The sequence below is a fragment of the Enterococcus faecium genome, from assembly GCF_029023785.1.
Taxonomy (GTDB): domain Bacteria; phylum Bacillota; class Bacilli; order Lactobacillales; family Enterococcaceae; genus Enterococcus_B; species Enterococcus_B faecium.
Genome location: NZ_CP118955.1, coordinates 210,145 through 235,012 on the forward strand (window position 1 = coordinate 210,145; position 24,868 = coordinate 235,012).

The 24,868-nt window shown below is 40.1% G+C and carries 25 protein-coding genes and 1 other annotated feature; of the genes, 19 read left to right on the plus strand and 6 right to left on the minus strand.

Features of this window, described 5'->3' with window-relative positions:
- Nucleotides 1-158: 158 nt before the first annotated feature.
- Nucleotides 159-1,058 (plus strand): AraC family transcriptional regulator, encoded by a 900-nt coding sequence (locus PYW34_RS01035; RefSeq protein WP_002288252.1) that lies wholly within the window; start codon nt 159-161, stop codon nt 1,056-1,058.
- A gap of 125 nt (nt 1,059-1,183) precedes the next feature.
- Here the strand turns inward: PYW34_RS01035 and PYW34_RS01040 are convergent, their stop codons facing one another.
- Entirely contained in the window at nt 1,184-2,053 is an 870-nt protein-coding gene (locus tag PYW34_RS01040; RefSeq protein ID WP_002288251.1) for an AraC family transcriptional regulator, read from the minus strand.
- Between the two features lie 152 nt (nt 2,054-2,205).
- On the opposite strand from PYW34_RS01040, the gene rhaB reads away from it, so the two are divergent.
- The 10 genes from rhaB to PYW34_RS01090 all read left to right on the plus strand — a co-directional run bounded on the left by rhaB (nt 2,206) and on the right by PYW34_RS01090 (nt 11,648).
- Nucleotides 2,206-3,666 (plus strand): rhamnulokinase, encoded by a 1,461-nt coding sequence (rhaB, locus tag PYW34_RS01045; RefSeq protein ID WP_002288250.1) that lies wholly within the window; start codon nt 2,206-2,208, stop codon nt 3,664-3,666.
- Nucleotides 3,663-4,919, plus strand: coding sequence for an L-rhamnose isomerase (gene rhaA, locus PYW34_RS01050; protein WP_002288249.1), 1,257 nt, complete (start codon nt 3,663-3,665; stop codon nt 4,917-4,919). Before rhaB ends, rhaA begins: the two co-directional genes overlap by 4 nt.
- 13 nt (nt 4,920-4,932) lie before the next feature.
- Nucleotides 4,933-5,778, plus strand: a complete 846-nt coding sequence (gene rhaD / locus PYW34_RS01055; RefSeq protein ID WP_002288248.1) for a rhamnulose-1-phosphate aldolase — start codon at nt 4,933-4,935, stop codon at nt 5,776-5,778.
- Nucleotide 5,779: 1 nt separating this feature from the next.
- On the plus strand, nt 5,780-6,091 hold the full coding sequence (rhaM, locus tag PYW34_RS01060) for an L-rhamnose mutarotase (RefSeq protein ID WP_002288247.1): 312 nt from the start codon (nt 5,780-5,782) through the stop codon (nt 6,089-6,091).
- Between the two features lie 81 nt (nt 6,092-6,172).
- On the plus strand, nt 6,173-7,324 hold the full coding sequence (fucO, locus tag PYW34_RS01065) for a lactaldehyde reductase (protein ID WP_002294171.1): 1,152 nt from the start codon (nt 6,173-6,175) through the stop codon (nt 7,322-7,324).
- 126 nt (nt 7,325-7,450) lie between these two features.
- On the plus strand, nt 7,451-8,209 hold the full coding sequence (locus PYW34_RS01070; RefSeq protein WP_002294170.1) for an IclR family transcriptional regulator: 759 nt from the start codon (nt 7,451-7,453) through the stop codon (nt 8,207-8,209).
- A gap of 99 nt (nt 8,210-8,308) precedes the next feature.
- Complete coding sequence (locus tag PYW34_RS01075) at nt 8,309-8,953, plus strand: bifunctional 4-hydroxy-2-oxoglutarate aldolase/2-dehydro-3-deoxy-phosphogluconate aldolase (protein WP_002288242.1); 645 nt, start codon at nt 8,309-8,311, stop codon at nt 8,951-8,953.
- A gap of 6 nt (nt 8,954-8,959) precedes the next feature.
- A complete protein-coding gene (locus tag PYW34_RS01080) occupies nt 8,960-9,967 on the plus strand; it encodes a sugar kinase (RefSeq protein WP_002288240.1) in 1,008 nt (335 codons plus the stop codon).
- A 15-nt stretch (nt 9,968-9,982) separates the two neighbouring features.
- On the plus strand, nt 9,983-10,825 hold the full coding sequence (gene kduI, locus PYW34_RS01085; RefSeq protein WP_002288239.1) for a 5-dehydro-4-deoxy-D-glucuronate isomerase: 843 nt from the start codon (nt 9,983-9,985) through the stop codon (nt 10,823-10,825).
- 19 nt (nt 10,826-10,844) lie between these two features.
- Nucleotides 10,845-11,648 carry a gluconate 5-dehydrogenase gene (locus tag PYW34_RS01090; RefSeq protein ID WP_002294167.1) on the plus strand — a complete coding sequence of 268 codons (804 nt, stop codon included), beginning with the start codon at nt 10,845-10,847 and terminating at the stop codon, nt 11,646-11,648.
- 248 nt (nt 11,649-11,896) lie between these two features.
- Here the strand turns inward: PYW34_RS01090 and fni are convergent, their stop codons facing one another.
- Genes fni through mvk form a run of 4 tightly spaced genes read right to left on the minus strand, consistent with a single transcriptional unit; the run spans nt 11,897 to nt 15,970 of the window.
- Nucleotides 11,897-12,961 (minus strand): type 2 isopentenyl-diphosphate Delta-isomerase, encoded by a 1,065-nt coding sequence (gene fni / locus PYW34_RS01095; RefSeq protein ID WP_002288234.1) that lies wholly within the window; start codon nt 12,959-12,961, stop codon nt 11,897-11,899.
- Nucleotides 12,958-14,043: a phosphomevalonate kinase gene (locus PYW34_RS01100; protein WP_002288233.1), complete on the minus strand. Its 1,086-nt coding sequence runs from the start codon at nt 14,041-14,043 to the stop codon at nt 12,958-12,960. Before PYW34_RS01100 ends, fni begins: the two co-directional genes overlap by 4 nt.
- A 12-nt stretch (nt 14,044-14,055) precedes the next feature.
- Nucleotides 14,056-15,033, minus strand: a complete 978-nt coding sequence (gene mvaD / locus PYW34_RS01105) for a diphosphomevalonate decarboxylase (RefSeq protein WP_002288232.1) — start codon at nt 15,031-15,033, stop codon at nt 14,056-14,058.
- Nucleotides 15,026-15,970, minus strand: a complete 945-nt coding sequence (gene mvk / locus PYW34_RS01110) for a mevalonate kinase (RefSeq protein WP_002288231.1) — start codon at nt 15,968-15,970, stop codon at nt 15,026-15,028. The genes mvaD and mvk overlap by 8 nt, the downstream gene beginning before the upstream one ends.
- A gap of 315 nt (nt 15,971-16,285) precedes the next feature.
- On the opposite strand from mvk, the gene PYW34_RS01115 reads away from it, so the two are divergent.
- Nucleotides 16,286-16,945, plus strand: coding sequence for a deoxynucleoside kinase (locus tag PYW34_RS01115; protein ID WP_002294164.1), 660 nt, complete (start codon nt 16,286-16,288; stop codon nt 16,943-16,945).
- Between the two features lie 84 nt (nt 16,946-17,029).
- A complete protein-coding gene (locus tag PYW34_RS01120) occupies nt 17,030-17,935 on the plus strand; it encodes a magnesium transporter CorA family protein (protein ID WP_002294163.1) in 906 nt (301 codons plus the stop codon).
- Nucleotide 17,936: 1 nt separating this feature from the next.
- Here the strand turns inward: PYW34_RS01120 and PYW34_RS01125 are convergent, their stop codons facing one another.
- The gene (locus PYW34_RS01125; protein WP_002294161.1) at nt 17,937-18,569 is read right to left on the minus strand and encodes a pentapeptide repeat-containing protein; all 633 of its coding nucleotides are present in this window, start codon (nt 18,567-18,569) and stop codon (nt 17,937-17,939) included.
- Between the two features lie 150 nt (nt 18,570-18,719).
- Nucleotides 18,720-18,845, plus strand: a sequence feature (ribosomal protein L20 leader region).
- A gap of 43 nt (nt 18,846-18,888) precedes the next feature.
- Between PYW34_RS01125 and infC the strand changes: the two genes are divergently transcribed.
- From infC to PYW34_RS01155, 6 genes are all read left to right on the plus strand, one after another.
- On the plus strand, nt 18,889-19,413 hold the full coding sequence (gene infC, locus PYW34_RS01130; protein WP_002293357.1) for a translation initiation factor IF-3: 525 nt from the start codon (nt 18,889-18,891) through the stop codon (nt 19,411-19,413).
- 71 nt (nt 19,414-19,484) lie between these two features.
- Nucleotides 19,485-19,685 carry a 50S ribosomal protein L35 gene (gene rpmI, locus PYW34_RS01135; RefSeq protein ID WP_002289309.1) on the plus strand — a complete coding sequence of 67 codons (201 nt, stop codon included), beginning with the start codon at nt 19,485-19,487 and terminating at the stop codon, nt 19,683-19,685.
- A gap of 52 nt (nt 19,686-19,737) precedes the next feature.
- Nucleotides 19,738-20,097 (plus strand): 50S ribosomal protein L20, encoded by a 360-nt coding sequence (rplT, locus tag PYW34_RS01140; RefSeq protein ID WP_002289310.1) that lies wholly within the window; start codon nt 19,738-19,740, stop codon nt 20,095-20,097.
- 251 nt (nt 20,098-20,348) lie between these two features.
- Entirely contained in the window at nt 20,349-21,686 is a 1,338-nt protein-coding gene (locus PYW34_RS01145; protein ID WP_002289312.1) for a hypothetical protein, read from the plus strand.
- A gap of 47 nt (nt 21,687-21,733) precedes the next feature.
- Nucleotides 21,734-23,863, plus strand: coding sequence for a hydantoinase/oxoprolinase family protein (locus PYW34_RS01150; protein WP_002289314.1), 2,130 nt, complete (start codon nt 21,734-21,736; stop codon nt 23,861-23,863).
- Nucleotides 23,838-24,527, plus strand: coding sequence for a hypothetical protein (locus PYW34_RS01155; RefSeq protein WP_002289315.1), 690 nt, complete (start codon nt 23,838-23,840; stop codon nt 24,525-24,527). The genes PYW34_RS01150 and PYW34_RS01155 overlap by 26 nt, the downstream gene beginning before the upstream one ends.
- Nucleotides 24,528-24,868 lie beyond the last annotated feature (341 nt).

The window sequence follows — 24,868 nt, forward strand, 5'->3', positions numbered from 1 at the left end:
GAAGACGTTGGTTAACTAATATTTAGAATGGAGGGGGCGGGGCTAGAAGATGCCACGTCTCTTCTTTTTTATAAGAGTATATAAAAGCAGCTCTTTTTGATTACAAAAAACGTGGTATAATAAAATTGTGCATAAGTGAACAAAAGGAGGTGCGGCACATGCTCCAAAAGAAAATCAGCGGTGAACAAGTCAATACGATGGTTTCTGATCAGTATGAAATCTATCATGTCAAAGATGTCGTCAGCCAAAATAAAACGATCTATCATCATCATGATTTCTATGAGATCCATGCTACATTAAAGGGAGAAGCGACTTTTTATTTGAACGGACGACAATTTACGATCAAAGCAGGAAGTGTGCTGCTCATCCATTCCAATGATTTGCATCGTATCGTCCGCCAATCTTCAGATGTATTCGAGCGTGTCTATATCTTTGTCACCCCTTCTTTTCTAGAAAGTCGTTCCACGCCATGGTCTAATCTATCGGCTTGTTTTCAACCAATGGGAGAGAAGAGGAGTCGTGTATTGCAAATAGAACAGGAAGTATTGAAGCAAAAATTATCATTTATCGACCATCCTCCTGATAAAAAAATTTACGGTGAAGACATAAAATATGAACAAGCTCTGGTAGAATACTTGATTTTTCTCAATCAAGTTGTACAAAAAGAAGAGAGTGCGCAAGAACAGAATGCTGTAGTTCCTAATGAGCGTGTGGAACAAATGTTACAATATATCTCAAAAAATTTATCTCATCCGCTTTCTTTAGAGGAAATGGAAAAGCAGTTTTTTGTCAGCAAATACCATATCACACGAGAATTTAAAAAGTACACTGGATTTACGTTTCATCAGTATGTAATGAAGAAAAAGCTGATCTATGCCAAGCACTTGTTGCGAGAATACCGCAGCTCTAGTGCTGTATATAGTAAAAGTGGTTTTTCTTCTTATCCGCATTTTCTGAAAGCATTCAAGAGAGAGTTCGGCATAACGCCTAAAGAATTTTTGAAACGTGATACACAGAAACAGTTGGTTCATTATGAACATTTTGAAGATGAACAATGAGAATGATCACTAAAAAATAACCGCAGTAGCTGCTGTTGTTTACATAGAAGCAGAAACTGCGGTTATTTTATTTTTATCTATATATTTCAAAATATTTTGAAAAAATGACGTACATATTATATGAATCAGCTGAATTTACGAAAGTCTCTCGGCGATAGTCCTGTTTTTGCTTTGAACAGGCGGCTAAAGTAAGCAAAATTCTCAATCCCTATTTCTTCGGAAATCATTCGAACCGTAAATTCTGTATACCGAAGAAGGTCTTTAGCGTAAGAAAGTTTTTTGCTGATCAAATAATCGATTGGTGGAGAACCGATAAATTTGGAAAAATCTTTGCTCAGCTGATATTTATTCAATAAGAATTGTTGTTCTAATTGATCAAGTGTAATCGTTTCTTTGAAATGTTCGTCTAAGTATTGCTTCAGTTTGTAAACGTAGGCGGGAATATCCTCTTCTTCGAAATCTAGCTGATACTTTTGCAAAATCAGTTCATTCAGCAACTCGTGGATAGCTACAGAGGACTGGAAATCGGTACGGGCATTCGTGCCTTGTTGCATGTGGATCAATTCTGTGATCAAATGGTGGATCTTGTTTTCTGATGGATCCCCTGTTGAATGGAAGGTGTTATGGCCGTCTTTTGTGAACTCCTGATAAAATGATTGGACGTTCTGACCATTCAAATGGATCCAATCCATTTCCCATGGTTCTTCGCTGATCGTTTGATAACGCTGATATTCTTGGCAGTCAATAAAAAATAAGTCTCCAGCTTTTAGCTGTTGCTGATTATCATTATATGTAAGCGAACCTTTGCCAGACAAAGTAAACTTTATCAAGTAAGAAGGTAAATGTGCTCGTTCAGTATAGTAAGGGATTGGTGCTTTGAAGTAACCGATTTCTTGGATATAAAAAAATAAATTCCTGCTTCTTTGTGTAGGCGTCAAGATCACTCTTTTTGAGTCTTCCGACCATGAGTGGTTGGCTTTTTCCCAGTAATCCATGTAAACACTCCCAACTTGTCAAGATAATGCAATTATATACCAAAATAGTGTGAAGCAAAATATAAGATTCTGTATTATGATAGCATTGTTAATAAATGATAACGCTTTATTAATAAAGTGCTAATCAACAATAAAGTAAAAGAGGTGGAGAAATGAATCCAACATTTGTTGCCATCGATATCGGTGCATCAAGCGGACGACTAATGAAAAGTACGAGGGATGCAAAAGGTTCTTTGATCTTGGAAGAAGTACACCGGTTCAAAAACGGCTTTCGGAACAAAGACGGTCACGATCGCTGGAAGATCGATTATCTTATCAAAGAGATTTTGATTGGATTTGAAAAATTAAAGCAGACAGGAATTGATCGCCTTTTTGCGGGGATCGATACATGGGCAGTCGATTACTGTCTGATTGATGAACAAGGGGATCGGATAAATGATCCGATTGCTTATCGGGACAAGCGTACCAATGGAGCAGTAGAACAGTTTTCTGAAATCTATTCTCTAGATAAGTTGTATGAGCAGACAGGGATTCAGATCCAGCCTTTCAATACCTTGTTCCAATTGTTTGCTGAAGAAAAAGAAAATTTGGCAAAAGCACATAAATTGTTACTGATACCTGATTATTTAGGGTATGTCTTTACTGGTAACATGGTGACGGAGAAAACTAATGCATCTACTATGCAGCTGCTGAATGCAGGGACAAAAGAATGGGAAATAGAACTTCTTGAAAAAATCGGTGTCTCGAAGGAATTATTTCCACCATTGACAGAGCCGGGAACGATACTAGGAGATCTGCAAAAAGAACAATTTTCAAAATATGATTTGCCAGATGTGACCTTTATCACAGTAGCAAGTCATGATACGGCGTCAGCTGTATTAGGAACGCCAGGTCAAGGAGAACGTTGGGGTTATATCAGCAGTGGGACATGGTCGCTTTTAGGGATTGAAACAAAGATCGCCAATGTTTCTCGCAATGCTTTTTCTGAAAATTATACGAATGAATGGGGTGCCCATAACACGGTGCGTTTTTTGAAAAACATCATGGGGATGTGGTTGATCCAGGAAGTTGCCCGAATGCAAGAGTACGAGTACAGTTATGCGGAATTGGCAGAGCTTGCTGCAAAAGAAAAACCGCTGCAGCAAGTGATGGAAATCAATGACCCTCGATTTTTGAATCCCCCAAATATGATAGAAGAGATTCAGCAATACTGTTTTGAAACAGAGCAGCCAGTCCCTGTCTCATCGGGAGCTATCGCTCGTTGTGTGTATGATAATCTTGCTCTTTGTTACGCACAAGAGCTGATCAAAGTAGAACACTTAACTGGAACGAAATTGGAAAAGCTGCACATCGTAGGGGGCGGATCGAATAATCGTCTACTGAATCAATTGACAGCAGATTATGCCGGAATCATTGTAGAAGCAGGACCTAGTGAAGCCACAGCAATCGGGAATGTTGCCATGCAAATGCTCAGTACAGGTCAGTTTTCGAATATAGAACAAGCAAGAAATGTAATCAAACAGTCGTTTCCATGTGAAACTTTTTACCCAGATGAAAATAAGCAAAACACGATGGAATGGTACGTGAATAAAATCAAAGGAGTAATCGTATGAACACGATTGAAAGAAATTACGAACAAGCAAAAGAAAAATATGCAACTATCGGTGTAGATACAGATGCTGTACTAGAAAAGATACAGGACATCAAAATTTCTATGCATTGCTGGCAAGGAGATGATGTCAAAGGTTTCTTGACACCGGATGGCGAATTGACCGGTGGAATCATGGCGACAGGGAATTTTCCAGGAGCCGCACGAACACCTGAAGAGCTTAGACAAGATCTGGAGAAGGCTTATTCGTTGATACCGGGCAAACACAAATTGAACCTTCATGCTATCTATTTGGATACAGAAGAATCTGTCGATCTAAATGAAATTGAGCCGAAACATTTTGAAAAATGGGTAGAGTGGGCAAAAAAAGAAGAAATCGGTCTTGACTTCAATCCGACTTTCTTTTCGCATCCAATGATGAAAGACGGCTTTACATTGGCTCATCCAGATAAAGAAGTTCGTGAATACTGGATCGAACACGGGAAAAGAAGCCGCAAAATCGCGGAGTACTTTGGGAAAGAAACTGGGCAAACAAGTATCAATAACTTTTGGGTACCTGATGGGATGAAAGATAATCCGATTGATCGTTTTACCCCACGGGAACGTTTAATGGAATCACTCGATGAAATTTTTACAGAAGAGTTAGATGAACGGTATGTACAAGATGCAGTAGAAAGCAAACTATTTGGTTTAGGCGCTGAAGCTTATACAGTCGGTTCCCATGAATTTTATATGGGTTACGGGTTGACTCGTGACAAACTTGTTTGTCTAGATGCTGGACATTTTCATCCAACAGAAGTGATTTCCAATAAATTATCTTCATTAGCTTTATTCAGCAAAGGAATCATGTTGCATGTTTCCCGTCCAGTGCGTTGGGATTCAGACCATGTGGTTTTGATGGATGATGAATTGCAGGAAATCGCTAAAGAATTAGTCCGTAACGAATTGTTGGAAAAAACAAATATCGGTCTGGATTTCTTTGATGCAACGATCAACCGTATCGCTGCTTGGGTCATCGGTACGAGAAATACACAAAAAGCACTGCTGAAAGCTATGCTGGAACCAGTTGAGCGATTGAAAGAAATGGAGCTGGCTTTTGACTTTACTTCAAGAATGGCTTATACGGAAGAATTGAAAGATTTCCCGTATGCCGATGTATGGAATTATTTCTGTTACAAAAATCAAGTTCCAGTTGGTTTGGATTGGCTGGAAGAAGTCCAGGAATATCAAAAAGACGTGTTGGAATTAAGAAAATAGGAGTGTGGCTATATTGAAAAAAATAGATATTTTACAAGCGCCTTATGTGAAAGAAATGATCGAAACGACGTCGAATCTTTATCGCTTGGGATGGGATGAAAGAAATGGCGGGAATATTTCTTATTTACTAAAAGAAGAAGAGATCACACCGTTCTTGGATCCTGAAAAAGTGATCCGCCGCATCTCGATGATTTTTGATGCCAGCCGTTTAGCAGGATGCTATTTTATTGTAACTGGTTCAGGAAGATATTTTAAAAATGTAGCGAGCGAACCTGCCGAGAATCTTGGAATCGTTCGAGTTGCTGAAGATGGCAAAACACTGGAACTTTTGTGGGGGCTGGAAAACGAATGCCTTCCTACAAGCGAGTTGCCAAGTCATTTCATGAGTCATATCGCCCGTTTAGAAGTAGACCCAGATAATCGGATCGTTATGCATTGCCATGCTAGTCATCTATTAGCGATGAGTTTTACGCATGAATTAGACGAACGTTCCTTTAGTCGTACGCTATGGCAAATGTGTACGGAATGCTTAGTTGTTTTTCCAGAAGGAATTTCCATCATTCCGTGGATGGTTCCGGGAACAAATGAGATTGGGGAAGCAACAGCTGAAAAAATGAAAGAAACTCGATTGGTTTTATGGCCACAACATGGAATCTACGGGTCAGGAAAAGACATGGATGAAGTCTTTGGTTTGATCGAGACAGCAGAAAAGGCAGCAGAAGTCTATACGTACGTCAAAGCGCAAGGACCAATCTTGCAAACAATCACGGACGAAAACCTGTGGCATTTAGCAGATGCGTTTGGTGTCACTCCAAAAGCAGGTTATTTGGAGGAAGTTCATACGAAAGCAGGTGTCTGACATGGTGAAAAAAGCTTTTTGCATGAAAGTTTACCCAGAAAAACAAGAAGAATACAAAAAAAGACATGATGAACTTTGGCCAGAAATGCGTACAGCACTTCGTGAACACGGGGTCATCGACTATTCGATCTATCTTGATCCGAGTACAAGTTTGTTATTTGGTTACTTAGTGATCGAAGATGAAAAGTTATGGGAAAAAATGGCAAATACATCTATCAATCAAAAATGGTGGAAGTACATGGAAGATATCATGGAGACAAATCCAGATGCCTCTCCAGTCAGTTGGGAATTGATGCCAGTCTTTGAACTGTAGCAACAAGCAACTGGGCAACCGGTTGCTTGGGGTTCTTTCGTTTTTATTGTGAAAAATAATACAAATTAGGAGGAATAGAAAATGAGTAATCGAATGATTTTAAATGAAACATCGTATTTTGGAAAAGGAGCGATTGAGTCGATCGTCCCTGAATTTCAGCAGCGAGGATTCGGCAAAGCAGCTGTCATTACTGACAAAGGATTGATCGAGCACGGTATAGCAACAAAAGTAACAGAACTTCTAGATAAAGCAGCAATCGCTTATGCTTTATACGACGGGATCGTACCTAATCCAACGATCCAAAATGTAAAAGATGGAGTGGCTTTTGTTAAAGAGGCAGAGGCAGACTGTTTGATCGCAATCGGTGGAGGTTCGCCAATCGATACGGCAAAAGCCATTGGGATTATTTTGACGAATCCAGAGTTTTCAGACGTCATTAGTTTAGAAGGTGTTGCTGATACGAAAAATCCATGTTTACCTATATTAGCTATACCAACGACTTCTGGAACAGCAGCAGAAGTAACGATCAACTACGTCATCACAGATGAAGTAAATCACCGAAAATTTGTTTGTGTTGATCCTCATGATATCCCAATCGTCGCGTTCATCGACAGCGATATGATGATGGGAATGCCGAAAAAATTGGCTGCATCAACAGGTATGGATGCTATGACGCATGCTATTGAAGGGTTTATCACAAAAGGCGCTTGGGAAATGACTGATATGCTGCATTTAAAAGCAATCGAAATCATCGGCCATTCTTTGGAAGCTTCTGTAGATGGCGATCAAAATGGGCGAGAAAAAATGGCATTAGGACAGTATATTGCGGGAATGGGCTTCTCAAATGTCGGTTTAGGACTGGTACACGGGATGGCTCACCCGTTAAGTGCATGGTACAACATTCCTCATGGCGTAGCGTGTGCAGCACTTTTGCCAACTGTCATGAAATATAACAAAGAATATACTGGAGAAAAGTACCGTGAGATCGCTCTTGTTCTAGGGATTAAAGGAGCAGCTGAAATGTCTTTAGAAGATGTAAGAGAAGCGGCTTGTGGTGAGATCGATCGGTTGAGCAAAGCGGTTGGAATCCCAGAAACCATTTCTGAATTAGGTGTAAAAGAAGCAGATATTCCAGCAATTGCAGAAGATGCTTTGCGAGATGTATGCACACCAGGAAATCCAAGAGAAACGACAGTAGAAGAAATCATTGCTTTATATCAAAGTTTGATGTAAAAACGAAGCGGATCTTCAACATTAAATTGCCTGTAAAGAGAAATGGTAGTTTATATCTGGATATCTCTTTTAAATTGATGGTATTTCCGCTATAATTTTTCTTATAAAGAAATAGGAGAATATTATATGGAAAATAAAAAGCCTTATGGAACTGTATTGATCAAAGCCTCTAAAATACTAGACTATTTAGCGGAAAACCAAGATGTCTCTTTGCAGACGATCGCAAAGGGTGTGGGAATGACCTCTTCTACAGTCTTGAAAATACTAGATACTTTGTTGATGATCGGCTACGTAAATAAAAATTCAGAGAAAAACTATCGTTTAGGTGCAAAGCTTATTCGCTACGCGAATAAAAACATTGAACAAATCGATTTGGTAGAGTTGACTTTACCGTTTTTAGAACAGCTGCAGCAAAAGATCGATGAGACTATCCACTTAGGGGTATTGGACAACAATGAGATCTTGTACGTGAACAAACTAGATCCAAAACATCAAACGATCCGCATGTCTTCAAAAATCGGAATCACCCGACCATTATACAATTCTGCGATGGGCAAAGCCGTATTAGCAGAATTCAGTGAAGAGCAGTACACTGATTATCTTGAAAAGCATCCGTTGATCCCTTACACAGAATATACGATCACCAATGCATTACGGTTGAAAAAGGAAATCCAAACGGTAAAAGAAACCCACATCGCATTTGACGATGAAGAAATCGAACGTGATATTTTTTGTATAGGAGCCTCAATCGTGAAAAACGAACAAATCATTGGTGCATTTAGTGTAAGTATGCCGAAATATCGTTTAACAGATGAGACAAAAGAACAAATAATCAGTGCCCTCAAGCAAACAAAAAGCGAAATCGAGCAAAGAATTCAAAAATAATGAAAAAAGCGTTTGCAATTTTTCTTTTCTGCCGTATAATATGGGTATAGATTTCCAAGTTATAAAATAAAATTTCTAAATAGGAAATAGGTGGAGAAGATGAAAAAAATTGATATTTTATCTCGATTGAAAAACGCCGGAGTGATTGCGGTGGTACGCGGAAAAAGCAAAGAAGAAGCTTTGAATGCTTGCCACGCAATCATCAAAGGTGGTCTAACTGGTATTGAGTTGACTTTTACAGTCCCTCAAGCAGATCAAGTAATCAAAGAACTTTTGTCATTCTACAAAGACCAACCAGAAATAGTGATTGGCGCAGGCACAGTATTAGACGCTGTCACAGCTCGCTTGGCTATCTTAGCTGGCGCAGAGTATATTGTTAGCCCTTCCTTTGATCAAGAAACGGCAGAGATGTGCAATCTGTATCAAATTCCTTACTTACCAGGATGTATGACTATTACCGAGATCAAAACAGCGCTGAAAAGCGGGGTAGATATCGTCAAACTATTTCCTGGAAGCGCTTATGGACCAAGTATCATTTCTGCCTTCAAGGCGCCGATGCCTCAAGTCAATATCATGCCAACTGGCGGTGTGAGTCTGGACAATATGAAAGAGTGGTTCGATGCTGGTGTCGTAACAGTCGGAGTAGGTGGGAACCTTTTAGCACCCGCAGCTACAGGAGATTTTGACAAAGTAACGGAAGTCGCGCAACAGTATGCAGCAAAAATGAAAGAAATCAAGAGGTAGCTGCTTATGGGAAAAGTAGTGACACTCGGAGAAATCATGTTGCGATTGTCCACAGAGCAGGGAACCCGTATCGATTCAAGTGAACGATTCGCTGCCCATTATGGCGGAGGGGAAGCAAACGTAGCAATTTCTTTAGCTAATTACGGACATGAAGCGATTTTTGCTACAAAAGTACCTGATAACGCATTGGGAAAAGCAGTCAAAAAGCACTTGCAATGTTATGGAGTAGATACGAAACAGGTATTATCTGGTGGATCAAGACTAGGTACTTATTATATGGAAACTGGTAGTGGCGAACGCGCCGCCTCAGTGATCTATGATCGTGCCGGATCAAGTTTTGCTGAAATGGATCATTTGGAATGGTCGCTAGAGGAGTTATTCCAAGGAATAGATATATTTCATGTTTCAGGAATCACCCCAGCTTTGTCTAAAAAATGGCAAAAAATGACGAAACAGGTGATAGAAGCTGCAAAAAAAGCTGGCTGCCTGATCAGCTTCGATATCAACTATCGTGGAAAATTATGGACACAGCAAGAAGCCAGCGAAGTAATCCATCAGCTTTTACCTTTAGTAGATATCTGCTCAGCTGGAAAAATGGATGCTCTTTATTTGTTAGGTATCGAGAAAGCGCCAGAAGCAGAAGAACAACCTCTAATTTATTATTATCAAAAAATGCAGGAAAAGTTCCCGAATATTCAGGTGTTTTATTCGACCAAGCGTACCGTTCATTCAGCAAGTGAAAATGAATTGAAGGGGACATTGTGGATGAACCATGAATATGTGGAATCCCAAGTCCATAGAATCACCCCAATCGTGGATCGAGTAGGTGGCGGAGATGCTTTTGCAGGTGGCGTGCTCCATGGGATTTTATCCAATATGTCTCCGCAAGAAATCATTGATTTTGCTACGGCAGCTTCTGCCTTGAAGCATACGATCCATGGGGACTGCAACCAATTTAGTCAAGAAGAAGTCGCACAATTTTTAGCATGCGGCTCTGGAAAAATCATTCGATAGAAGGAGTAGAAGAAAATGCAAGAAATGGAAACACGTTATACACACAGTCCAGAAGATATCCGTCATTATTCAACGGAACAATTGAGAAAAGAATTTTTAGTAGAAAAGGTATTTGAACCAGGGAAAATCAGTTTGACTTATACGCACAACGATCGAATGATCTTTGGTGGAGTGACACCTACTGAAAAAGAATTAGAAATCACATTAGACAAAGAACTAGGTGTTGATTACTTCTTAGAGCGTCGTGAACTAGGTGTGATCAATATCGGTGGACCAGGATTCATCGAGATCGATGGGCAAAAAGAAGAAATGAAAAAACAAGACGGATACTATATCGGAAAAGAAACACGACATGTTGTATTTTCTTCTCAAGATGCTGAAAACCCAGCTAAATTCTATATTAGTTCTGTTCCAGCTCATCATAAATATCCAAATGTAAAAATCAGTATCGACCAAGTAAAACCAATGGAGACTGGTGAAGGCCTGACACTGAATGAACGTAAAATCTACCAATACATCCATCCAAATGTATGCGAAAGCTGTCAATTACAAATGGGTTATACGATTTTAGAACCAGGAAGCGCTTGGAATACGATGCCTTGTCATACACATGAACGTCGTATGGAAGCTTATGTCTACTTTGATTATGCCAATGAAGATACACGTGTGTTCCACATGATGGGCAAACCAGATGAAACAAAACATTTAGTTGTAGACAATGAACAAGCCATTATTTCGCCAAGCTGGTCGATCCATTCAGGTGTAGGTACAAGCAATTACTCATTCATCTGGGCAATGTGCGGAGAAAATATCACCTATACAGACATGGATATGGTGCAAATGGATCAATTAAAATAAGCATAAGGGAGAGAAAATGATGGAATTTAGTATGGATATGTTTCGTTTAGATGGAAAAGTAGCATTAGTCACCGGTGCTGTCTATGGTATTGGATTTGAGATTGCACGCTCTTTAGCTACAGCAGGAGCAAAAATCGTATTTAATAACTTGAATCAAGAATCAGTTGATGAAGGTATAGCGCATTATAAAGAAGCAGGCATCGATGCAAAAGGTTATGTCTGCGATGTGACCGATGAAGAAGCGGTTCAAGCGATGGTTCAACAGATCAAAGAAGATGTAGGTTCAGTTGATATTCTAGTCAACAATGCAGGGATCATCAAACGGACACCGATGATCGAAATGGATGCGGCAGACTTCCGCCAAGTAATCGACGTGGATTTAAATGCCCCATTCATCGTTTCAAAAGCAGTTATTCCGGATATGATCGAAAAAGGCGGCGGTAAAATCATCAATATCTGCTCCATGATGAGTGAATTAGGACGCGAAACGGTCAGTGCTTATGCTGCGGCAAAAGGCGGATTAAAAATGCTGACGAAAAACATCGCTTCTGAATACGGTCAATACAATATCCAATGTAATGGAATTGGACCAGGTTATATTGCTACACCGCAAACTGCTCCATTACGCGAAACACAAGAAAACGGTGAACGTCATCCATTCGATCAATTTATCGTTGGACGTACGCCAGCAGCACGCTGGGGCGAGCCAATCGATTTGGCTGGACCATCTGTCTTCTTGGCTTCTAGCGCATCTGATTTCGTTAACGGCCATGTCTTGTATGTGGACGGAGGCATACTTGCCTATATCGGAAAACAACCTTAAAAGAGCTTTAGTACACTGTTTAGTGGAGAGGTTGTGAAATCAGCGGATTGAACGAATACCGAAGGACAGCTGATTAAACATCATTTATTCGAAAAAAGAGGCTGGGACAGAAGCATTTAACTCCAAGAAATAAGAAGGAATTCACGAAAATTGCTTTTCAAATTTTTGTGAATTTCAGCTTATTTCCGAAGGAGTTGCTTTTACTTCCGCCGTTTGTACGTGTTTAGAGCGTGAGACAAAAGTGTTCTTTACTTTTGTCCCACGCTCTTTTCTGTGCGTCTTCCATACTTCACTAAGTCGATCCCTCTTGCTTCGCACCAATCCTTCACTGGTCCGGAAAAGATCAGAGATTGTTGGTGTAGGGCCGCGGTATTCGTTGCGCCAACCATAGTATAAAGCAGACGAAGCTCTTCTTGCCATTGCTTCATCAGTATAATAGTTTCTTCTACGCCGTGATTCATCAGATGCGTCAGTACGGTTCCTGAAGTACCCACGGCATTTGCGCCGAGACAAAGGGCTTTAAATATGTCATAGGCATTGCGGATACCTCCGGAGGCTAGGATTTCCATAGAAGTGTCTGCTTCATTTGCTTCAAGCAATGAAGAGACTGTCGATTGCCCCCAGTCAGCTAAATAACTCAGTTCCCGCTTGGAGCGACGGGCGTTTTCGATCTGGGTGAAGCTTGTTCCGCTTCGACCGCTGATATCAACTGTATGAACTCCTAAAGCAGCTAGATCATTGAGCGTTTCTCTTGTCATGCCAAAACCGACTTCTTTTACGATGAGGGGGACGTCAATGGCTGTTTGAGTTTCTTGAATAAGTACTTTCCAATTGGTAAAATCACGGTCTCCCTCAGGCATAACCAACTCTTGAGGTGCATTCAAATGAATCTGTAAGGCATCTGCGTGAAACAATCGGATAGCTTCTTTGGCTCTTTCGACAGAAGTCCCTGCACCGATGTTGGCAATGATTTTCCCGTGAGGATATTCTTGTCGCATAATCGTATAAGTATCGGCTAAAGAAGGGACTTTCAAGGCAGCGCTGACTGAACCAGTGGCAATCATCAAATCTGCTTCTCTTGCGACGATTGCAAGATCTTGGTTGATTTTTTTTGTTTTTTCGCTTCCGCCAGTCATCGCATTGATATAAAATGGGCTGCTTAGTGTAAACCCAACTGCCTGTGTACTTAGATCGACATCAGAAACTGCTATTTGCGGCAAAGGGTTATGGATGATCCGTACGAAGTCAAATTCGTTTTTTTGTTTATCATGAAAGGCTTTAGCTAGTGAAACATGTTCGTCTTTTCGATTCATCGGTTTTCCTTTCTTTGATCGCTATAGACATGTAACGGCAGTGGAGTGATTTCTGCTTTTTCCCATGCACTCATTAAAGGAAGAATGCCAGATTTCTGGTCAACAATTACGATTCCGCAATCGCCCCCACCTGCACCAGAAGATTTTGCGGCTCCTTCATACTGTTCAGCTAAATTACACAATTTGTTCAAAGCAGGCGTTTCGATGACGACCCCAGTGATTGCAGATAAATCATGCAGTAATTGTCGGTTTTTTCGAATCATCTGTTGGATCAACGTTACATTATTTTCTTTAAACCCTTTGATCATTTCGTTGACACATTCTGTACTATTTTTTAAGAAAAGCTGATAAGCCACCATTTTATCTTCTCTCGAACGGTGAACTTGATCGACCAAATCAGAAGTAGAGGCAGGGCTACCCGTCCAACCAATCAATAAACGTAAATCTTCAGGAGCAATCAATGGCTCAATGGATAGACCTGGCCAATCCAGGGCAAGTAACTCACTGATAGAATGCTGAGTTTCTTGTTCTTGGAGCCAAGGATGGTCGAAGGTTGAGAAAGCGATCCAGCCACCATAACAGCTAGCAGCGATGTCGCCGCAGGAACCATTATCTTGAACTGCTAAATTGGCTAGTGCTGCAATCTTGAAAATCTCCAACTGAGATAAATTCAACGCGTAAAAAACATTCAAGGCTTTGACCGTTGCAACGGTCACGGCACCGCTAGAACCCAATCCATATTTCCGGCCATTTGAACTGTCTAACTCACTTGTTACTTTCAGATCATAAAAGGATAAAAGAATGTTTTTTTCTTGTGCATACTTTTCAGTCAAGCGAATAGCAGCAAGGATATAATGAAAAGGATTTTCCCGAATATCTAAAACTAATTCTCCGTTGCGTCTTGTCCAACGTACAGGCATCCCACTATATTGTGCAGATTGGATACTTCCGACTTTTCGTGCAGATTCTACAGTGACTGTCACGAATTGATCGACTGCAGCGATAACTGCTGGATGGCCTGTTTCAACAACTGCATATTCTCCGGCAATATAGAGTTTGCCTGGTGCAGATACTTCAATCATAAAAATCTCCCTTTATTCAATAATCGCAATTCCTGGACCGGCATGGGCAGTAATTACTTGTTCTTTGCTAAATAATTTGGTAAATGTTTCTTGTACCTCAGATAAATGGCTGTTTTCCACTAAAACTTTGACATTAGGGCCAGCATCCATCGTAAAGTAGCATGGAATGCCTTGCTTTCTCAATTGTCGCACCGCATCCATCGCTTTTAAGCTGTCAGGAGACCAGTAAGTGAATGGAGGCTGGGCAGCTAAAGTCGTTCCATGCATTTTTAGTCCGTTTCTTTCCATCGTTTCTCCGAGAAGTTGGAAATCTTTTGTTTTGATTGCTTGTTTCAATTGATATAGATCCCCTTCAACGGAATCTAACCAGCCTTGATAAAAACTGGATGTTTCGACTGTCCGACGCATCCCATTTCTGCTGGACACTTCTTTTTTCTGGTCGTTGATCAAAACGAAAACCATTGCTAAATCGTCTTCGAAAGAATCGGAAGGGACTGGCTTAGCGTAAGAACTTAAGTCGTCATGGCCTTTTTCCCATTCGACGAAACCACCGAAAATACTTCGGCAAGCTGAACCAGACCCGCGTCGAGCAAATCTTGAAAGAGAGAGATCATCTAATCCAAGCTTAAGAGCAGTATTGCAAGCGCCTGCTAAAGCAGCTAGCCCGCTGGCAGAGGAGGCTAATCCAGCTGCGGTAGGAACGAAATTCTGACTGATTACTGAAGCTTTTAGTGAGAGGCCGGCTTCTTTACGAAAAAGGTCAAGAAACTGACTGACTTTTTTTGTTGCTTTTTCGTCTTGCAAGGTGCCATCTAGATAAAATTCATCTACCATATAGCTATCAGAAAAGATGACTTCTGTCTCTGTATAAAATGCATCCAATGTTAACGAAAGGCTGTTGTTCATTGGAAGGATGAGTTCTTCATTTTTCTTACCCCAATATTTGATTAGAGCAATGTTGGTATATGCGCGTGCTTTGCCTTTAAACATAGGTATGTACTCCTAATCCTTGTATCCAAGTTTCAGCAGCACCCGCATCTTCAAGTGCTTGACTGATTTCTTGGGCTTTTGTTTTTGTTTGTGCTAATGCAATCATACAGCCACCGCGTCCACCGCCAGTTAATTTGGCACCCAATGCCCCGGTATCTTTTGCTGTTTGGATCAATAGATTAAGAAAATCATTGCTGATTGTCAGCTTTTCCAGAAGTGATTGTGATTCATCCATTGTCTGTGCCAACGTTTCTGGTGAATTTTCAATGATTGCTTGTTTTGCTTGCTTCGTCAAGTATCCTAATTTTTGGATCATTTGTCCAGTTTCATGAGGCTGGGTTTCAAAGAGGTGAGCGACATCTTTGACGGCTTCTCTTGTTTGTCCTTTGATTCCTGTATCAGCGACAATCAAAAAAGCATCGATGTTCAAAGAAAAGTAGTCGAAAGGATGCCCTTTTGTAAAATAAATCGGCTGCAAGCTGCTAGTAGCGGCTGCATCGATTCCACTAGGATTACCGTGGGCGATTTTTTCCGAAAGCTGGACATTTTCTAATAGTATTTCACGAGACAAAGGAAATGCTAAGTAATCATAAAAAGCACGAGTGACTGCTGTGGCGACTGCAGCGCTTGATCCCATTCCACGTTCAGCAGGAATCGTGCTTTCAATGGTCAGTTGCAAGTTTTTTTGGATGTCATGCTGTTTTTTTAAGTGAATGAATAATTTTTTGATATTTTTTAATGCATGAGGAGCTTCGGCTAAATTTCCTGAATAGTAGGAAGAAACCAGTTGATCGTCCATTGCATCCAGCTCTTCAAGGAATGCGGTGACTTTTGTTGCATAGAAAGGAAAGGCAATCGCTGGTTCTCCATAAACAACCGCGTGCTCGCCCATCAATATGATCTTTCCGCTTGATTCTCCTTGGCCATAGTTTGCCATAATCTAACTCCTTCTCACGTAAAAGTGATTTTTAAGCAAAAAATAAAGCGCCCAAAACGAGTTGCGCTGCTTCACGAATTTTTTTGTCCACTAAGGGTCTCAAAAAACATTCCTCCTTTATTTTACTAAAACCATCTCAGAAGTAAAACTAAGAATACGTTTTCTAAAGAAAAAACACTTTTTTCTTAAGAATTTTTTGACTTTTTTTCTTCTTTGACTAGAAAAAAATACAATTGACACTACTAGATATTGGGGGTATATTTAAAAAGGTTGGAGTTAAACACAATATTTAGTGATGAAGTGAGCTGGAGGTAAATGAGCGTGATCGTTTTAGCAGGTACAATTGGTGCCGGAAAATCAAGTTTAACAGAAATGATGGCTGAACACTTTGATAGTCAGGCATTTTATGAATCGATTGATGATAATGAAGTCTTGCCCTTATTTTATGCAAACCCTGAACAGTATGCTTTTTTGCTGCAAATTTATTTTTTGAATAAACGTTTTGCAAGCATCAAACAAGCAATGAAAGATGACAATAATGTATTGGACCGTTCGATTTATGAAGATTCACTGCTTTTCCATCTAAATGCAGATCTAGGAAGAGCAACAGAAACAGAAGTTCGTGTGTATGATGAACTGCTGGAAAACATGATGGAAGAACTTCCCTATGCTGCCCATAAAAAACATCCGGATTTATTAGTTCATATTCGTGTATCTTTTGATACGATGTTGGAGCGTATCGAAAAACGTGGTCGTTCGTATGAACAATTGTCCTTTGATCCAAGTCTATACGATTATTACAAAGAATTGAACAGACGTTACGATCAATGGTATGAAGAATACAAAGAAAGTCCAAAAATCCAAATCGATGGAGACCGCTATAATTTTGTGGAAGATCCTCAAGCAAAAGAAGAAGTCTTGAAAATGATCGAAGAAAAATTAGCAGAGATTCGCCAAACCAAAGTAGCCATTTGATTTACAGTTGCTCAAATAAAGGGTAAACCTTTATTTGAGCGACTTTTTTCTTTATACTGGAAACAAATGTCAGGAGGATAGAGTATGCGGGAAAAACACTATTTTAATCAAGACCGTAATTTTTGGATCAATGTACAGCAAAACGATGTGCTAGCTGTTAAAAACTTAAAAGAAGAATATGGCATTAGTGACGAGATGCTGACTTATTCTCTAGATAAAAATGAACGGGCGCGCGTAGAGTACGATTCTTTTGATGAAGCGTTACTGCTTGTATCAAATGTTCCGCACCAGCAAAAAGTCGATAATCATTATGAAACTAGTCCTATCGCTTTTATTTTAAAAGAAGACGGTTTGTTTACATTTACCACGCCGAATACCGAGTACGTGATTCGACTAATTCGATCGCTTTTGGAACGAATGCCAGACATGAGTGTATACAGTTTATTGTTTCGTACATTGTTTTTGATTTCTGATTCCTTTTTTCCTTTAATCGAGGAAGTGAATAGTGAACGTCAGCGGCTTAATCTGAAATTAAGAGAAAAAACAACGAACAAGAATCTGCTGCAACTTTCAGATTTAGAGATCGGTTTGGTTTACTTAGTTACAGGAACAAAACAAAATGTAGTACTTTTAGAACAAATCAAGGCATTGGCTATTTATCGCAAGTTGTCAGAAAAGGAAAAAGAAGAGTTGGACGATGCGCTGATCGAAGCACGACAAGCAGTTGAAATGACGAACTTAGCTTCGCAGATTTTAGACCAGCTCTCTGGCACTTATAATAATTTGCTGAATAACAACTTGAATGACACGATGAAATTTTTGACGGTCTGGTCGCTGATCTTGACCGTTCCAACTATTGTGACAGGATTCTTCGGAATGAATCTCCAGTTACCCTTTACCCATTCCGTTTTCGGATGGGGAATCGCCTTGATCATCAGTTTGGTCTTATCTATTTGGATGCTTATTGCACTGTGGCGGCGGATTCGTTGATCTAGTCTTTGATCTGCAAACCAAGGGCTTGGGCGATCACAAGTGCTTGCTCTTGGTTGACGATTAGTCCCGCCAAAGAATCTTGAGATAAAGCGATTGCTGTGAAGAAATTAGTCGTAAAGTCTAATCCCTTCAGAGAAGTTCGAAACCAGTTCGAACCGGTCAACTGATTGTCAGACAAAAAAAGGTTTTTCCAAGTGACCTCATAAAATTCGCTGTCTTCTAATTGACAATGATCGAAGGAGACAGCTTTCAAGTTTGTACTACTAAAGGAAGCCATCGAAGCAATACAATCAGTGAAAGTACAGTCTCGAAGATAACTTTCGGCAAAATTCGTACCTGTTAATTTACATTGATGAAACACGACTTGGTGGAAACTGCCACCAATCCACTCCAGATTGGAAAAATCACATTTTTCAAAAATGACATTACTGCATTCAAAATGACGTAAAACTGTTTTTTGCATCGTAAGTTTTTGGATATGACTCTCTCTTAATACCATATTTTTGGCATCGAGATAGCTTTGGTCACCCCCGTTGATCAGAAGACCAGAGAAGATCTCCTCATCTTCTAAATAAAACTCTCCCTTTGTAAGAAGAGGAAGAGAAGGTGGAATAGGTTCGATTTTTTTCATGTGGGTTCACCTCGTTTTTCTTTAGTATAGCAAAGAAGCGGGAATCACTGCTAGAAAGTCTGCTAATCTAATCATTTTCAGAAAAGGAAGACAAACTGTATGAAAAACATTGACAAAAAGATTAGTTTTTGCTATACTATGATGGTTGAGAAATAAAAGCAGAAGCACCCGCTTCTCGCCTTAGTTGATAATGTCACTGGGCTAGATAGTTTTCACTGGTTCTATTAGGTGAAGTACGCGCGGGTTCTGTAAGAGAACTCGTTTTTTTATTGCCGTTTATTCGGTAAGCTTTTCTTTCTCTCATAATATTTGGAGGTGAATGACCATAGCAAAGGATATGATGGTTAACGACGGCATTCGTGCACGAGAGTTACGATTGATCGGTTCAGATGGTGAGCAATTAGGAGTTAAGACAAAAGCAGAAGCATTGAATATTGCAGAACAAGCAAACTTGGATCTTGTGTTAGTTGCCCCTGGTGCGAAACCACCAGTTGCGCGAATCATGGACTACGGTAAATACCGTTTCGAACAACAAAAGAAAGACCGCGAAGCGCGTAAAAAACAAAAAGTGATCAATGTAAAAGAAGTTCGCTTAAGTCCTACGATCGACTTGAATGACTTCAATACAAAACTTCGTAATGCACGTAAGTTCTTGGAAAAGGGCGATAAAGTGAAAGCTTCTATCCGTTTCAAAGGCCGTGCCATTACCCATAAAGAAATTGGTCAAAAAGTCTTGAATCGCTTAGCTGAAGAAACTGCGGATATTGCAACAGTGGAACAAAAAGCGAAAATGGACGGACGCAGCATGTTCTTGACGCTGGCACCGAAAAACGACAGTAAGTAATTTGAATGACTAACTGGCTGTTGGACAGCCGATAGTCGGATAACGAAAGATTTTGAGGAGGAAATATAGTCATGCCAAAACAAAAAACACACCGCGGATCAGCAAAACGTTTCAAACGTACTGGTAAAGGCGGATTGAAACGCTTCCGCGCGTTTACAAGTCACCGTTTCCACGGCAAAACAAAAAAACAACGCCGTCAATTGCGTAAAGCAAGCATGGTTTCTAGTGGCGACTTCAAACGTATTCGCCAACAACTAGCAAAAATGAAATAAGAAGTACAAATAACAGAATCTGAAGATTTATTTTTATTAGGAGGAATTATACATGGCACGTGTTAAAGGTGGAACAGTAACTCGTAAACGTCGTAAAAGAGTGCTAAAATTAGCAAAAGGTTACTACGGTTCAAAACACACTTTATTTAAAACAGCAAAAGAACAAGTAATGAATTCATACAACTACGCATATCGCGATCGTCGTCAAAAGAAACGCGACTTCCGTAAATTGTGGATTGCTCGTATCAACGCAGCAGCTCGTATGAATGGCTTGAGCTACTCAAAATTAATGCACGGTTTGAAAGTTGCTGAAATCGACATCAACCGTAAAATGTTAGCTGACTTGGCTGTTAACGATGCAGCAGCATTTACTGCATTGGCTGACCAAGCAAAAGAAGCTTTGGCTAAATAAGCTAAACAATTATAAAGAGGAAAGAAGATAACGAAAAGTTATGTTCTTTCCTCTTTTTTTATTTACAATCCTCCATCAAATGAAACAGGACAATAACGTATAAGTCTAAAATAGCATAATTAAGGTTTTTTAATTGAAAACTGAACATTTATGGTCATCCTTTAATGAAAGCGCTAACTACATAAGTTAGAATGAGTTTGACTGATATATTAGTTTGCTTATCAGAAAAACAAAATGGACGGAGGAATAACATGAGTGATATTATTATTGGTATTTTGTTAGTTATCTCATTCTTTTTCATGGTCTGGTACTGTGTAAAAGGCTACAACTTGATGGTCGGCTTTGCCATCATGGCTACTGTATGGATGGGATTAGCGCTAGTCGGAAACACGTTTTCACCAAACCCGGCGATGGAAGGGCAAGGAGTAATTGATGTGTTGACGCATATCTATACGACGGGGCCAGCTGAGTACGCCAAATCGATCTTGGTAAATGTCTTCTTTGGTGCCTTTTTCGGGCGTGTTCTAGTAGATAGCGGAATCGCAGCTACCCTGATTCGAAAGGTAGTTGAACTTGGAGGGGACAAGCCAAGAATCACGATGAGCTTACTATGTATTGTAACCGCTGTTATATTCATGTCGATGACAGGAATCGGACCAGTGATTTCTATTGCAGTTATTGTGTTGCCAATCTTGATGTCATTAGGTATTTCAGTACCGGTTGCACTGTTCTCATTTATGGGCTCGATTATGGCTGGAATCTTTGCTAATATCGTCAATTTCAAACAATATCAAACGATTTATGCTGGTTTCAATCCAGCGGCTGAAAGCTATACTTATAATGACTATTTCCAAATTGGTATGATTGGGATGATTGTAAGCTTAGTTGTGGTACTAACGGTCGCTAATATATCAATGAACAAAAAGAAACGCTATGCAATGGCAGCAAACGTACCAGCTGAAGGTGGCGACGCACCAATGATCTCATGGTTAGCCGTATTATTACCAGTTTTAGGGGTCGTTCTTTTAGATCTTCCAATCATCTTAGGTTTTATTCTAGCAGGTATCTGGGCATTGCTGTTTACTGGAAAATTGCGCGGAGGTTATAAAGAAATCTGTCGTCAGTTTGCGAAATTATTTACAGATGGCGCAGTAGATGTTGCACCAATGGTTGGTTTCTTGATGACCTTAGCGATGTTCAATAATTCAGCTGCGTATGCTTCTCCTTATTTTTCAGCTATTTTTGGAGATTGGATACCGCAATCACCATTAGTCTTGGCAATCGTATTTGCTATATTGACACCACTAGGATTTTTCCGCGGTCCAATGAATCTAGTCGGTTCAGGCTCAGCTATTTTAGCTGTCGTATTAGCTGTTAATCCAACGATGTCGCCAGCCTTTTTGTTCCCGTTATTTGCAATCACAACGATTGCTCCTCAGCATTTAGATATTACACAATCTTGGGTTGCTTGGGGATTAGGTTATACAAAAGTAACTTCTCGAGAATATATGAAGAAATCCATCCCAACTGGTTGGATCATCGGAGCGATCTTATGCCTGATCACGTTCTTATTGTACGGGAACGCCTAGTAAACAAAACGTCGATAAAAACGATTAGATGAATGGAGGAAAAGAAAATGAAACGTTTTGTGCGAATGGGAATTGATGTTGGCGGTACACATACGAAAGCAGTCGCAATCGATAATGCGACGCACGAAATCATCGGAAAATCTTCAGTGAAAACAACCCACGATGATGTCCGTGGAGTAGCCGCAGGTGTCGTTCAGTCTTTTCAAAATTGTTTGCGGGAAAATAATATCAGTCCAGAAGATGTTGTGTTTGTTGCACATTCTACCACACAAGCGACTAATGCACTGATTGAAGGAGACGTAGCAAAAGTCGGCGTAATCGGGATGGCAAAAGGTGGATTAGAAGGTTTTTTAGCAAAACGACAAACTAGATTGAACGATATCGATTTAGGGAATAAGAAAAAAATAGAGATTGTCAATGCATTCTTACCTGTCAAACACTTAAATGTAGACCGTGTTTCAGAAACGATTTCTTCTTTAGAAAGAGAAAGAGCGGAGGTCTTGGTTTCTTCTATGGCATTTGGAGTAGATAATGGGGAACCAGAACGAGTTGTTTATGAAGCAGCATCGGTAAAATCGATCCCTACAACGATGGCTTCTGACATCACAAAATTATATGGATTGACAAGAAGAACTCGGACAGCAGCAATCAATGCATCTATTTTACCAAAAATGCTAGATACGGCAACCTCTACAGAAGATTCCGTACGAGAAGCAGGGGTCAATGTTTCTTTGATGATTATGCGCGGAGACGGCGGAGTAATGGAAATCAATGAAATGAAAAAACGACCTGTTTTAACCATGCTTTCCGGTCCAGCAGCATCAGTCATGGGCTCTTTGATGTACTTGAGAGCGTCTAATGGTGTTTATTTTGAAGTAGGCGGAACAACAACCAATATCGGGGTCATTAAAAATGGACGTCCAGCAATCGATTATTCAATTGTAGGTGGCCACCCAACATATATCTCTTCATTAGATGTTCGGGTTCTAGGTGTGGCAGGCGGTTCGATGGTACGGGCTAATCAGTCAGGAATCATCGATGTCGGTCCACGTTCTGCACATATTGCCGGTCTAGATTATGCAGTATTTACGGAGACAGAAAAAATCAAAGGTCCTAAGGTTGAATTTTTCTCTCCTAAAGAAGGAGACCCTGCTGATTACGTCAAGGTAGTGATGGAAGACGGAGAAGAAGTGACTATTACAAATACATGTGCAGCCAATGTCCTTGGATTAGTGCAAGAAGAACATTTTTCTTATGGAAATGTCCCATCTGCACGAAAAGCCATCCAAGCATTAGCTGATTATTGTCATACGACGGTTGAAGACATCGCAGAACAGATCATGGAAAAATCCTATGCTAAGATTGAACCGGTGATTTTAGAATTGGCAGACAAGTATCACTTGGAGAAAGATCAGATTTCTCTTGTAGGTGTAGGGGGCGGCGCTGCCTCATTGATTACTTACTTTAGTAATAAAATGGGTGTGAAATATTCGATTCCTGAAAACGCCGAAGTGATTTCTTCTATTGGTGTAGCACTTGCAATGGTCCGAGATGTTGTAGAACGTATCATCCCTTCGCCAAGTAAAGAAGATATACGATCGTTGAAAAATGAAGCGATGAATAAAGCGATTGAATCAGGCGCTACACCAGAATCGATCGAAGTCCACGTAGAAATCGATCCACAGACTTCAAAAGTAACGGCTATCGCTACTGGTTCTACGGAAGTGAAAGCAACCGATCTAACCAAGGAGATCACAACAGAAGAAGCACTAGAGCTTGCTGCAGAGGATATGCGATTAAATAAAAATGAAGTTTGCTTATTGGAAAATACACCTTTCTTTTATGTATGCGGCGAACAGAATCGTTCAAAAAATGCTGGAAGTCTTCGGATCATCGATCAAAAAGGATTTATCAAGGTCCAACGTGGACATGCTTCATGTATGAAAACAACTGCAGCCAATTATATGACAGCTGTCGAACAACTTTGGGAAGATATGGCAGTTTATCAAACTGAATTGATTGCCCGACCAGAATTTTATCTCTGCTTAGGAGCAAGAGTCTCTGATTTTACAGCGACGGATCTGGAACAACTACAGCTTTTGATGGATCTGGAAGTATCTACTATGGAACCGGAGGAAGAAGTGATCGTCGTTGCCGGAAATATCAAACAAACATAAGTTAGAAGAGTTACTAAACGAATTACAACAGATCCCCGAAGAAATTTGGGGATTCTACCAGTTTCGGCGAGATTTATTTTGGAAAAAGATTCCTTTGTCCAAGCAGAAAATTCTTATACAACAATCAATCGATTGTGGTATCGAAACGGCATGTAGCATCAAAAAAAAGTACCCTTTTGCCGATGTAGGAGAAATTTGTGAACAAATGGCTGTTCCAATCGTTTCCTGTGAATCAGAGCAAATAAACGAACGAATCACTTTTGCAACTTATGCAGAAGATGAAGGGATTCGATTGATGACGGAGCCGTTAGAAAAATTAAAATGTTCAGGACTAGCTTCGATCTCTAAAGAAACAGCGCAAGCTTTGATTATTGGACATGAACTATTTCACCACATCGAAGCTTCTGTTAAGGGAATTTATACGCAAAGCGAAAAAATTGTGCTGTGGCGGTTGCCTTTTTATACACATCAATCAAACATTCGTGCATTGAGCGAGATAGCAGCGATGAGTTTTTCAAAAGAGATGAATCAAAGCGATTTTTCGCCTTATGTATTAGAGGCAGTCTTACTTTGGCCATATAATGAAATTCGTAGCCAAGGGATCTTAGAAGAAATAAAAAAAATAGAAAAAAGATGTACGGAGTATGATTTAGATTACAAATAAAGAGACTGTGACAAAAGTCGTGTCACAGTCCTTTTTTTCCGAATAAACGGTGTTCTCCTGTCAACTCCTCGGTCACAAGTCAAAATATTCAACAAACATGAGAAGCTGTTTTTTGAAATTGTTCCTTGTGACTCGGAGATGAACGGCAGGCTCACGACCTCTTGGAAAACGGTGTTCAAAAGCTTGCATCTGCGGTAATAAGTCCAGCCAAGTTAAAAACATAAGAAGCTATTTTTACTTGGCTGTTCTTATTACTTGATGCAGGGCAGCTTTTTCACAACCTCTCAATAAACGGTGTGCAATCAGCTGACCCTCGGTATTAGCTCAAAAAAAACGGCAAA